Origin of the sequence: Myxosarcina sp. GI1 (genome assembly GCF_000756305.1) — a bacterium.
Classification (GTDB): domain Bacteria; phylum Cyanobacteriota; class Cyanobacteriia; order Cyanobacteriales; family Xenococcaceae; genus Myxosarcina.
Genome location: NZ_JRFE01000035.1, coordinates 1 through 12,091 on the forward strand (window position 1 = coordinate 1; position 12,091 = coordinate 12,091).

The following is a 12,091-nucleotide window of genomic DNA, read 5'->3' on the forward strand; positions in this document are numbered from 1 at the left end:
CCATTACTACCATCGAGAGCATCTAGATCGATAACGCCGTCACTGCCACCAAATACTACGTAACTTTCCCCTGATAGTTCAAACTCACCAGAGTTAGTATCTGGCGCACCGATAATAATATCTTCAATACCATCGTCATTGACATCTCCTGCACTGCTGACCGAGAATCCAAGGTCATCTCCCACATTGATACCATTAATTACTAGACCATTGCTGCCATCTAGAGAACTTAGTTCGATACTGCTGTTGCTACCAACTTCTGTTCCCCCAAACAATACATAGCTGCGATYTGCTTCGGGATCGGGTGTATATAAATTTGGCGCACCAATAATTAAGTCATCAAAACCATCACTATTAACATCTCCTGCAYTGCTGAYMGAGAAWCCAGAGCCATCGCCTAKTTCWATACCATTGATGACAAACCCATTACTACCATYAAGCTTGTCTAAATCGACGATTTTATCTTCGTCAATTTCTCTGCGCCCAAATATTACATAACTTTTGCCTTCCCCGAAGTAATTGTTATATAAAGCTTCATCGTATAATTTTTCGGGCGCACCGACAATAATATCTTCAATACCATCACCGTTAACATCGCCAGCATTGCTGACAGAATATCCCAGGCGATCGCCTGAAGCGATACCGTTAATTATCAAGCCGTTGCTACCATTGATATTATCAAGAGCGAAGATATTTACCATAGTAAGTTAGCTATAGTAAACCGATTAATTTAATCAGTTTTATTTGTTGAATTTTTATAAGCAAATCATAGCTCGAATTGGTTTTATTCATTATAGTTAAGCCATAATTAAATACTTTACAAACGGTAGAGAGTGCATATATCAGTCAATGTAATACAGATGTCGCTTCGATCGTGGGCAATGCGCGGCGGAAGCGCAACGCAAGTCAGAAGGACTCAGCGTATCCTTCGGATAATCGCGTCAAATTAAATATAGGTAGTTTTTTAAGAACAATTCGTCCTCAAAATCCATGTACAACTCAGACAAAGATAAATGCTTTATCGTTAAGACTCAAATTGGCAGAGACATTTTCTATGAGCGCGATAAGTTCTCCCATTATTACCATTAAACTCATCTACATCGATAATAGTTTTTGCCAAAACTCCTTCCTCCGATTACTTTAGAACTTACTTAAATAGATAGCCTAAAGTAAACAGTTGTATTGCTGTACTATTCTTACACAAAAAATAATTGGGTCACTGACTTGTATTTTTTTACTTTTGGCAGGGAGCAACGCAAAAAAGTTGGAGCGCGATTGCATGATTGCAGCGGCAGAGCAGAGTGCTTAATCCCGACAGAATATAAAAAGCAGATATCGCGAGGTTTAGATATCTGCGGTACTCATTTTCTATTGGTCTAAAGTCAAAAAGGAATAGGGTCAGCAGACAAATCTGTCTCAACGACATCCTGCTCTAATTCTTCGCTCTCAGCCTTTTCTTCTTCAGGTTCTACTGATTCAGTTTTCAACCAGGATTTAGTAGTCTCGATTAGCTGTTTAATACGTTCACTGACTGAAGAACCATTCTTAACAATCAAACTAGTAAAATTATCCCTTGTTGGTTCAACAAAACTCTTAGTCATTACAGCGTAGGAACTTTGACCATTAACCGAAGATGTAGCCTTTTCTCTAACCAATGTTGGTTGGTAAACAGCGTGGGCATAGAAAACATCATTTTTCTCCGCCGCTTTATCACCAGACAAAGCTTTGTACGTCTGAAGAAACTTCTTACAGAAGCTATCAGCATTATTGTAGTATGAAAAGTTCTTGAGAAAAGTAATTCCCGAATATCCAGAACACTTTAGCCGAAAAGGTAACTCCGACAAAGGTTGATTGTGACTATCTAAAAACCAAACAACCACGTAGCTAAAGGCTTTATATCCACCCTCTGTACTATTAAAGGAGAGTTTAGGAACAATCAACTACGTTGATTCGACATTTCTCCGAAATGGCGGATTGCCTACGGCAATCGATTTGCTGTAGTGCCGAGTCAACGGCTTTGATTTGGTAAGGTTTAGCATCGGAGTTATCTTTACCAGACTGCACTATTAATATGGGGTAAATAGGATGTTTCCAGAAGTTATGACTACCTTTGCCTCGTCGAGAACAGTAGACAAAACCAGCTTTAGATAACTTTGACTTTAAGGTTCTAATTTTCATTACTGAATCCTCATGCAATCGCGCTCGGCGCAGGAGATTAGCAAAGCTACTGAATTAACAATCAACTATGCCTGTTTATTAAACTTTGATTGTCGTTTTCTAGGTTTAGAGGAAGAAGAGTAAGACATAGAGGCAACAATAGCGTCAGTTTCAGTCCCTGGTAGAAGCCGAACCGAGAAAAGAAGAGGATGCCGACAGTTTGTGCCGAGATGCGGAACTATTCTTAGAACTGCATTTTTAATCTCCTCAATTCCCGAAGACATGAAATAGTTATCATGAGAGTCATGATAGATAGTGATAGTTGGAATATCTTCTGATTCGGGAAAGGGCTGGTTAAAAGTTCTAATTTCTACTAAAAGCTGTGGCTGAATCATGATAATTATTGAGAGTATTGAATAAAGTGAGGCGAGTTTAAAAAATAAGTATGGCTGTTGGCTAGCTAAGATTAAGTAGCCAACAGTTATGTGTCAGAACAGTTCTTTAGTTGCAATTGTGTAAGAAAGTTCGGCATGGCAAAGATCTCTTTCTGCCACCCACATATCCTCATAAGCAGGAGATAGCAAATAATACCATTCGGACTCGCTGAAGTAATGCTCAGGAGAGGAATAACATTGAGGATTGTGTCTTTTCTCAACAACCTCAAACGTTGCCCATTCGTTATGGTCTTCGTCGGAGTCTACGACTTTAACCATATCTCCGTAATCGTATTCTGAATATGGAAGGGCAAGGAGTGACCTAGATTCAGAGTTAAGCTCGCAGTCATTAGTTCGTTGGTGGTGTCTTCTAGTAGCGTCGTCAAACAGGTGACACCAGCCCGTACCTCTTTCGTCGCGGTAATCCTGAAAGTAAGTGCATTTAGCACAGGTGTCAGATTGGCGGATTAAAACTGATTCTTCGTACCAGCTTCCCTCATCAACTTTATATTTCCAGCGGGGTTGGTTTAGAAGTTTACCTGATGATGTTTTGCTTTCAATTAGTTCCATTCCGCAGATAGTAAGTGTCTTGGAAGGATTAAATTTGTTGATTACCTCATCATGGAATCTGAATTTAGGTTGGTAATTATATTTTTCGGTTTCTGTGGGATGAATGTTCGGTGCGAATTCAATGGTGACGAGGGGTGTTTCGTCTAATGTTGATACTGATTGTGGTAATTTTTCTGCTGTATATGTCATCATGAGATTACCTCATTATTGGTGAGTGAGAAGGAGAGCAGAACTTTGGACGGTACTTGCTCTCCTTCGTGTTAAGTCCACTAATTTTTTAGCGATAGCTAATAAAAAAAATCCCTATCTTAGTTGAAAAAGATAAGGATAAATTTGATTGAATTCTGATGTGCGTTCAACTGAGCCAACTTAAAATAGGTTGGCTTAATAAGTTGGCTATTACGGCAATTAATATTGCTCCAAGCAATCCGAAAACCCATTTTAATGACTTATAAATATAGTCTACTTTTTGCTCCAAGATATCGATTTTGTTGACTTGGGTTTTCATGGTTTTGGTTTCAAACTCGATTACTGCTAATCGTTCGGCATTTTTAATTAATTGCTGTAAAATTGCGTTTTCGTAATTTGGTTTGGATTCAGCACTAGTCATTGGTTCGATTTTGACCTTTAGGTCTTATTTTTATATTTTAACTCTTAGTAGTTGCTCCTCGTTCTACGGTTTATATTAAACCTGCCACGTTAGTTTCCTGAAAAAGAGTTTTATTATTTTTTCTTGGTGCAGATAAATACTGAATTATGGCACTTTGGTTAACTTTAGGCTTGCAATGTGCTGTTGTTTCCTAATAACTTTATTGTAAATTGTCTGCAAACAGTTGTCAAACATCTGTAGACAATATACAATATGATGAGAATTGGAAATTTAATTATGAAAACATTGCAAGTCAAACGAGTTCAGGAGAGTATTGGTGATTTCCCAGGTTTGGGACAGCGAATCAAAGAAGCTAGAGAGAACGATCCTCGTTCTTTAAGCCAAATTTGTCGTGATTGTAATATTAGTCGTTCTTACTGGTATCAATTAGAGTCAGAAGATATGAGATCGCCAGCAACCGAAGAAATTATTAGGAGGATTGAACAAGAATTGAATGTAGATTTGGGAGTTAAATTTGAAAACTAATTTTCAGATTATTAATTCTCTTAGTGAATTAGAATCGGCTTTTTAAGAGCGTGTTTTCATTTCCAATTCAAAAAACTAAAGAAATAGCCGATTAGAGTAAAGCTAAAAATTAAGAGCGACCGCCCGTTTCCGACCAAAGAACAGCGATCGCCCCAAGTAAAAATTCCATAAGGAGTTACCCAATGGATAATTATATTTTACGAGAGGTCAGACCATTTGACATCTCTACTTTCGCGCAACATCTTTTAAACTGTCTGAATAAGGGAGGTGTAGCATGATTAATTTCATCGCACCTTTTAAGATTCTGGACTATTTAGATCGCCTCGAAATAGTCAAAGAAACAGGTTCTGAATACCACTGTAAATGCCCTGTATGTGGCGATGGTGGCTTTAAAATCGACAAACCTACTGGCAAGTACCATCCGTTTAAGTGCGGTTGCGAAGTTAAGGATATCCGAGAAGCAATTCGTCCCTGGAGCGAAGTAGTAGAGAGCAGGGGAGAGGCTGCTTCGCAGCGACTCCTATCCAGGAGTCGGCGCAAATGCGCCCTGGAGCAGGGGAGCAGGGGAGCAAGGAAAAGTGTAAATTCAGTTCCTGAAGTTCCTAAGTTAGAAATTCCCGTTCCCAGATTAGCCAGATTACCAGCAGCAGCCGAAGATATACCTCAGCCAAATACGGATACAGAAATTCCCGAATGGCTACAGAAACAGGGAATACCAGCGATCGCTACTGAAACCCGTTACCACTACTCAAAAACGCAATGGGTATCACGCTTTGAGTGGCAAACCAATAAAGGAAAAGAGAAAACCTTTAGACAGGCACATACTAGCTCGAACGGATTAGTACGGTGGAAAAAAGGAGCAAAAAATTGGAACGCTTACAGACAAAATGAAGCTGCTGCTAATTGTCAAAACAAATGGGTGTTGGCAGTAGAAGGAGAAAAATGTGTTGAAGTAGCAAGAGAAAGAGCGATCGCGACAATAACATGGCAGGGTTCTAACTGGAACCATAGTGCAATCGCTTCAACTATAAAAGCTCTCAAGAAATCTGGTGCAGAGGGTTTGGTTTACTTTCCCGACAATGACGAAGCAGGAAGAAAAAAAGCCAGCCTAGTAGAATCAGCAGCTATTAAAGTTGACTTCCCTTGTCTAGTTCTCAATCCCAAAAACATCTGGACAGAAATACCAGAGAAAGGAGATTTAGCTGATTGGGTAAAAGCTCATGGTCATTTAGATGCCGAAGAACTAATAGCCAAATTAGAGGCTGCTATAAAAGGTCTAGAGTGTAGGAAAAAAGGGCAAAGGGTAAGGGAAAAAAGGAGTGAAGAACCCTTTAACCTTTCTCCTTTTTCCCTTTCCCCGAACGAAGTTCCTAACTGGTCACAGTCAGATCTTTCTAGTTGGTTGGCAGAAAAGTACAGCGATCGCCTAGCATGGAATACCGAGCTACAGCAGTGGTATCGTTATAGTTCAGTTATTGAGGGAATCTGGAGCATCGAACCTACAGAATTTGTGGGGCAATTAGTCAAGTTAGAATTAGAACAAACTGCTAGTGCGATAGCCTTATCGAATCCAAAAGGAAAAAAGCCAAGTTTCACCATCAGCTTTATCAATGGTGTAGTCGGATTACTAAAAATGGATTTGGCAGTGCGTTGTTGGGATGAAGCTACAGGATTGTTACCACTGCGAAATGGGGTTTTAAACTTAGAAACTAAAAAGCTGTTACCCCATGCCCCCGAACATAAGTTAACTTGGTGTCTGCCATATAGCTATAATCCTCTGTTGTCCTGCTACCCAATACAGCAATGGCTAAACCAAATGTGTCGGGGTGATGAGGATTTAGTCCAGCTAATGAGAGCCTATCTGCGAGGAGTAGTCACTGGTAGAACCGATTGGCAGAAATATTTGGAATTAATAGGACCTGGAGGAACGGGTAAATCCACTTTTACTAGATTAGCGATCGCACTAGTAGGACAAGAAAACACTCATACCACTACCTTGAAAAAACTTGAGTCTGAAAAGTTTGAACCAGCTTCGGTTGCTGGTAAAAGATTAGTTTTAATCAACGATTCGGAGCGTTACGCAGGGGAAGTTAGTGAGCTTAAAGCCTTAACTGGACAGGATACCTTACCTTATGAAGTTAAATACAAACAAAGTAGTGGTGGTTTTACCCCACAAGCAATGGTCATCGTGGCAACTAATGAAGTGATTCAGAGTAGTGATTATACTTCAGGACTAGAAAGAAGAAGAATTTCCATACCGATGTTTAATCGGATTGAGAGCGATCGCCAGCGCAATCTCATCGAACATCGTAACGGAGAAATGTTTGGTGAATTTGTCCCCTATCTACCAGGATTACTGAATTGGGTGCTAGGGATGGACGAAGTAAAAGCGACTGAAATCGTTAAAAACTACGAAACTGCCGTTCCTTCTTTAGCAGTGATGAAGGCACAAACCTTGGTAGAAACCAATCCGATCGCTGATTGGTTAGATAATAAGGTAATCTTAGACCCCGAAGCCAGAACCAATATTGGGGTAGCCAAGCGCGATAAAGATAGTAACTCGGATAATTGGTATTTACACAATGATGAATGGCTATATCCCAACTATACGGAATACTGTCACGATACTGGTAGTCGCGCGATCGGGTTACGGAGGTTTGTTAATCTGCTATCCGACCTGCTAAACAATCAGTTGAGATTAAATGTAGAAAAGGGACGCGATCGCCTGGGGTCATTTATTAAAGGCTTAAGACTTCGCGATAAAACAGATGATGAGCCGCCATTAATTACCAATGGTGCAGTAAGAACCAAAGCAGATTCTGGTAGTACGAATGTGAGGGCGCGTCCCCTGAATTCATTTCAGGGGCTTGTGTCGCCCGTCATTAACAAACTCTGGAATATGGTGATGGAAAAGGTGGTTAAAGCGATCGATTGCTTGATAGATGAGGGCGTTGCTCCCGATAGTAAGTTAGAAACTGCTGAAGACGATCGAGCAGAAGTAGGGGAAGATATTGAGGAAGTAGAAGCTGAAGAAATCTCTAACCAAAATGAAGAAATCAAGGTAGGCGATCGCGTAATGATTAAAGAATGTCCTGGTCATTGGTCGTGGGCGCAACCATTTCAGGTGTTATCTATAGAGAACGATAGAGTGGCTTTAGAATTGGTAGATGAGTTAGTAGAAATTAGTCGATTACGAAGATGTTAAAAGGAAAATTTAGAGTAGAACAATGGGTGGCAATTGATAAATATATCCTTCTGGTTTATTACACAACTGCCCATTGCTACCAGTTTTCAATTATTGATGGGGCGACCCACAGAGGCTACCGCCTCAGAGCCGCCTAGCGGCGTTTGCGCGTACGCGCTGTTCGGCGTAAGACGCAAGGGAACGCGCCCCATGTTGATGCAGAGGGAACAGCATTTGATTTTAAGCTAATTTGTTACACTGCTGCCGCAGCCGAGCTTGAGGGTAGGGCAGCGATCGAAACTGGATTAGGATTGTAGTTTAGCAGCGATAAGCCAGGGCGCATAGCTGAGTCTACGACTTGCGTTGCGCTTCCGCAACGCCATTGCTCAAAAAATTCGATAGAGTAAGAAAAATTACTTTACTTTATTGGGTGTCAATGATGGTGAATAAATCTTCTTCGCTTGCTTCGACGAAAAATAAAGCACAGAAACAAGAGCGAGACAATAAAGTCTCTAGTCCCAAGAACAGTTCATCATCTAATTTAAAAGCAGACAATACAAGCAAAACCCAACTTAAAACCTCTCAAAATTCCGAATCTAATAGTATTTTTCAAGCGATCGGAGTGCTTGAGGGTCTAGTAGCGGTTAAAAACGAAGAACAACTTACAATTACCATAGAAGGGCAAACATATCGTTTGGGCTATACTGCCAAATCAAAACAAAGATACAAAGCGTTGGTAGAAAAAATAGCATCTCAGGGCAGTAGCATTAAAAAGCTATCAGTTTATCCCCAAATCAATCACAACAAAGGACAAGAAGGCTACGAAATAAATTTCAACTTGGTAACGGTCGCGAATACAGAAGAAGCCAGAACCAGTATTTTTCAAGATTTAGAGCCAGGTGAGTTTTATCTATCAGGGTTTTGGCAGTATGTACTCTTCTGTAAGTCCTCAGTCATAGCAGTGTTAAGGAATTATAGTGAAAAATTAGCTCAAACAGTAGAAAGAGTTGGGAGTAAAAGAGCTAAGAAGATACTAAAACCAAATTATATTCCTGTAGATTCGGCAGATTCATCAGTCGATGCGTTTAAATACGATCCAGACCTTGAGAAAAAGCAGCAGATGCCCCGTTACTTCGTGCGGGTGAAAGCGAAATTTCAACCAGAGAAAAATTACTTTGAGGCGATCGCACAGGTTGGTGAAAGCACAACTCAAGCACCCAAGTATCTGAAATAAGAACTTGTTTTAAGTGTCGAGCTAGCAGCAGTGGAAGCAGCATTACAGGCAGTCTGCTTTGTAGTATATATGCAGCAAGTAAGTTTTAACTACAGTGATGACTGTGACTGAAGTTTGATGGCTAGAAACCTTGCTAGATATAGATGTGACGGATGTGACAGCAAATTTAAAAACTTCTAAAAGGTAGTGTTACTATACGCCAAAGTAAAATTACTTCTGCATAGTAGGACAAAAATCTAAGTAAGTTTTGTTATTTACCGTCACAGTTATCAAACTATACAGCTCTACAGTTGTAGAGCAGTCCAAATTAGATTTTGTTGTTGGCAAGAAAATTTAACCAAAGTCAAAAACTCTTCAAAACCATTGTCAAAGAACTGAGATTGTTAGGTAATTAAAGCAGGAGCAACTGTAGAACATTTGAAGTAGATGCCTAATTAGCCTAAAATACTCCCAGTATTCTTTGAGGCATCATGGAAACTTATATAGAGCGCATCGAAAATCGAGCAGATAAGGCAAAGGTTTCAATTGAGCTGATTAGAGAAATGGAAACAGCGATTGCTCAAGGTCACAAAGAGAGTATTCATGGTTTCAAACTAAGATTAGAAGAACTAATTGATAGGGTTTGGCATTTAGAATTGAGAGCCAAGAAAATTGGCAACTGGTCTGAATGCGAGTATTACTACCGACTTTCGTGTCAGTTGAGAGAACTGTGTCAAGAACTGGGATAGCAAGTCGAACAGCATTAGCATTGATGAACGAGCAGTTGAGGCTTCACTGCAAAGCCTGAAAATTACTGATGAAGTTGTACTTGATGAATAACTCTACTATTCGATGGAATACCAATATTATGAATTTCAGGCACTCGAACGCCCGCTTACCAAAGCCGAACAAGACTATCTGCAAAGTTTATCAAGTCGGGTGAAGCCTACTGCCACCAGAGCGGTTTTTACCTACAGTTATGCAGATTTTCCAGAGAATCCATTATCAGTTTTAGAGAAATGCTTTGATGCCATGCTTTACATGGCTAATTGGGGAAGTTACCAATTAGCGTTTCGTTTTCCCAAATCAGCAGTTAATGTCTCTGCATTGGAATCTTATTGTATTGACAACATTATTGAGGTCTCTACTACAGCAAAATATGTAATCCTCAATCTTGAGATTCACAGAGAGGAAGGCGGTGGCTGGATTGAGGAAAATAATAATTGGCTTAGTGATTTGCTATCATTACGACAGGCACTTCTCCAAGAAGATTATCGGGTTTTATATTTAGCTTGGTTGCAGGCAGAGGCAGTCTCTGCCTACTTAAAGGAAGATGCACAAGAGCCACCTATTCCACCTAATCTGCAAAAGCTCAACGCTCCGCTTCAGTCATTTGTCGATTGGCTAGAAATGGATACGGATTTAATCACAGTGGCAGCAAAGGCTAGTCCAACAAAAAAGGAACCCAAAGAAACTTTCAAAGACTGGGTCAATTCGCTCTCAGATAAAGAGAAAACCCAGTGGTTACTGGAAATTATTGTAGGAGACTCAGCGATTGCTAGCCAGCTTCAGGCACGTTTACGTCAAAAGTTTGCTAAAGTTTCCGAACTTTCGTCTGTATTTAGTAATGAGCGGCGCAGCTTTTCGGAGTTAAGGGTCTTAGCTGATACCCAACGTTTAGAGCGACAGGCAAAAGAGAAAGCAGCGGCAAAAGCCAAACGCCGTAAGTATCTCGAATCTTTAAAGCCTCAACAAGCTCAGCTCTGGGAAACGATCGACGCTTTGATTGCTCGCAAACAAGCACAACCCTATGAGCAGGCAATTCAATACTTGGTTGACTTGAGAGATTTAGCAGCACTAGAGGAAGACTCGGCTACGTTTCAATCTCGGATTCGGCAAATGCAAACTACGTATTCTAACCGTTCGGGGTTGTTGAGAAGAATGCGTGCAGCTAAACTTTTGAGCCGAGAGAATTAGCTAGTTGCTATACACTAACCCTATATTGAAGCCGAAAGAGCGCGTTTTCTCTCAACCAACAAAAATATGTGAGAATGTGTGAGAAGTCCCTCGGCTTGATTTATTCGATTACCAGCACCAAGCAGTATTAGAGATGATTCGGATTAGAGGAATCGTAAAAACAGCCAATCGAGTAAAAAGTAAATTACAACAAGGAGTTCATCCCGACGAAGTTGATTCTCTAAAAAAATTTGTGTTCGATTCTCTACAAACCATCGACAAGCTCTGTGAGGAAGCTAAGACTTCATCTAAAAGACTTCCCGTGCGTTCGCGTCGAGCTTATGATTATCTCAAAAATATAGATTGGCAGAATTTACCTGTGACTAACCAAAAACAGGAAGAGGAAGAACCAGCTACAAGTAACAGTTCCACTCTGCGAATTAAAAACTTAATCAAAAAACAAAAGAATCTTCAACGACGGATAAGAGAGCTACCACCTAACTATAAAGTTACTCAACTAAAATCTATCGGCAAAGCCTTGAGCGATTATACTCTCCAAGTCGAAGGCATTTGCCAACAAAGTCGGGTCACTCCCGCCGCCTTGACCGCTCCTTCCCGCAAAGCTTATGCCTGGATGAAGTTTCTCAGCGATGAAAACTATCTCGACCTCCACCTAAAAACTGTCGGGAAAATCAAAAACCTAGCCGCTCAAACTATTAAAACCGAGCGGCTAAATATCTCAGAAGTTAAAGTAAACATTACTAACTACAATGGCTTGTATAAATATAGAAAGAATCATCAAGGAAATATCGAACTACAATTGAGCGAAGGATTTATCCAAGCTGAAGATAATGTTTTACAAGCAATTATTAATCTAATTTTAGTGGGTAAAAATCCCCAAGATAAACAACTGATTCGCAGCTTTGGTTTAACGGAAGAATATCGCGATATTCTTTTGGAATTGGATCTGATAGCCGAAGTCGATGCGGAGAAAGATCGAGAAAGTTATTACGATTTAGAAGAATTGTTTCATCGCCTAAATCGAGAATACTTTACAGGAAAGTTAGCCAAACCACGTCTAAGCTGGAATAAAATCTTGACCCAACGCAAATTGGGACACTACGAGCCTTTGCGAGACAGAGTAGTAATGAGTCGTACTTTAGACAATCCCCAAGTACCGCAAATGGTAGTGGAATTAGTTTTATATCACGAATTACTGCATAAATATCATGGAGTCAAATGGGTAAACGGAAAGCGCATGGTACACACTCCTGAATTTCGTCGTAGCGAAAGAAAATTTTAACACTATCAAGAGGCGCAACAGTGGCTAGAGCAATCTTTTGAAATCCCAATGTAATTATTAATCTAATGAACCTTCTGCGATCTAAGGTGAAATCACAACAGAAGCACCCCAAGAGCTGAAGTAGAAATTTATTTCAAGT

13 protein-coding genes are annotated in these 12,091 nt (G+C 40.2%); 7 read left to right on the forward strand and 6 right to left on the reverse strand.

Going from position 1 to position 12,091, the window contains the following annotated elements; translation table 11 throughout:
• The 6 genes from KV40_RS24675 to KV40_RS24700 form a co-directional block, all read right to left on the reverse strand.
• Positions 1 to 701 (reverse strand): integrin alpha (locus KV40_RS24675; RefSeq protein ID WP_036486982.1); only part of this gene is annotated, 701 nt, incomplete at its 3' end.
• Between the two features lie 681 nt (positions 702 to 1,382).
• Positions 1,383 to 1,880: a hypothetical protein gene (locus KV40_RS24680; protein ID WP_156114165.1), complete on the reverse strand. Its 498-nt coding sequence runs from the start codon at positions 1,878 to 1,880 to the stop codon at positions 1,383 to 1,385.
• Between the two features lie 46 nt (positions 1,881 to 1,926).
• Complete coding sequence (locus tag KV40_RS24685) at positions 1,927 to 2,178, reverse strand: type II toxin-antitoxin system HicA family toxin (protein ID WP_036486986.1); 252 nt, start codon at positions 2,176 to 2,178, stop codon at positions 1,927 to 1,929.
• 65 nt (positions 2,179 to 2,243) lie between these two features.
• Positions 2,244 to 2,552, reverse strand: coding sequence for a hypothetical protein (locus KV40_RS24690; RefSeq protein WP_036486988.1), 309 nt, complete (start codon positions 2,550 to 2,552; stop codon positions 2,244 to 2,246).
• 93 nt (positions 2,553 to 2,645) lie between these two features.
• On the reverse strand, positions 2,646 to 3,353 hold the full coding sequence (locus KV40_RS24695; RefSeq protein ID WP_036486990.1) for a hypothetical protein: 708 nt from the start codon (positions 3,351 to 3,353) through the stop codon (positions 2,646 to 2,648).
• A 163-nt stretch (positions 3,354 to 3,516) separates the two neighbouring features.
• Complete coding sequence (locus KV40_RS24700; protein ID WP_036486992.1) at positions 3,517 to 3,771, reverse strand: hypothetical protein; 255 nt, start codon at positions 3,769 to 3,771, stop codon at positions 3,517 to 3,519.
• A gap of 276 nt (positions 3,772 to 4,047) precedes the next feature.
• Between KV40_RS24700 and KV40_RS24705 the strand changes: the two genes are divergently transcribed.
• The 7 genes from KV40_RS24705 (at position 4,048) to KV40_RS24730 (ending at position 11,952) form a co-directional block, all read left to right on the forward strand.
• Positions 4,048 to 4,296, forward strand: a complete 249-nt coding sequence (locus KV40_RS24705; RefSeq protein ID WP_036487043.1) for a helix-turn-helix transcriptional regulator — start codon at positions 4,048 to 4,050, stop codon at positions 4,294 to 4,296.
• Positions 4,297 to 4,570: 274 nt separating this feature from the next.
• Complete coding sequence (locus KV40_RS32590) at positions 4,571 to 7,501, forward strand: phage/plasmid primase, P4 family (RefSeq protein WP_052055931.1); 2,931 nt, start codon at positions 4,571 to 4,573, stop codon at positions 7,499 to 7,501.
• A 143-nt stretch (positions 7,502 to 7,644) separates the two neighbouring features.
• Complete coding sequence (locus KV40_RS35240; protein ID WP_156114166.1) at positions 7,645 to 7,797, forward strand: hypothetical protein; 153 nt, start codon at positions 7,645 to 7,647, stop codon at positions 7,795 to 7,797.
• Between the two features lie 119 nt (positions 7,798 to 7,916).
• Positions 7,917 to 8,714 carry a hypothetical protein gene (locus KV40_RS24715; RefSeq protein WP_036486994.1) on the forward strand — a complete coding sequence of 266 codons (798 nt, stop codon included), beginning with the start codon at positions 7,917 to 7,919 and terminating at the stop codon, positions 8,712 to 8,714.
• Between the two features lie 470 nt (positions 8,715 to 9,184).
• A complete protein-coding gene (locus KV40_RS24720; protein ID WP_036486996.1) occupies positions 9,185 to 9,442 on the forward strand; it encodes a hypothetical protein in 258 nt (85 codons plus the stop codon).
• 103 nt (positions 9,443 to 9,545) lie between these two features.
• On the forward strand, positions 9,546 to 10,670 hold the full coding sequence (locus tag KV40_RS24725; protein ID WP_036486998.1) for a hypothetical protein: 1,125 nt from the start codon (positions 9,546 to 9,548) through the stop codon (positions 10,668 to 10,670).
• A gap of 133 nt (positions 10,671 to 10,803) precedes the next feature.
• Positions 10,804 to 11,952 carry a SprT-like domain-containing protein gene (locus tag KV40_RS24730; protein WP_052055932.1) on the forward strand — a complete coding sequence of 383 codons (1,149 nt, stop codon included), beginning with the start codon at positions 10,804 to 10,806 and terminating at the stop codon, positions 11,950 to 11,952.
• The last annotated feature ends 139 nt before the right edge of the window (positions 11,953 to 12,091 follow it).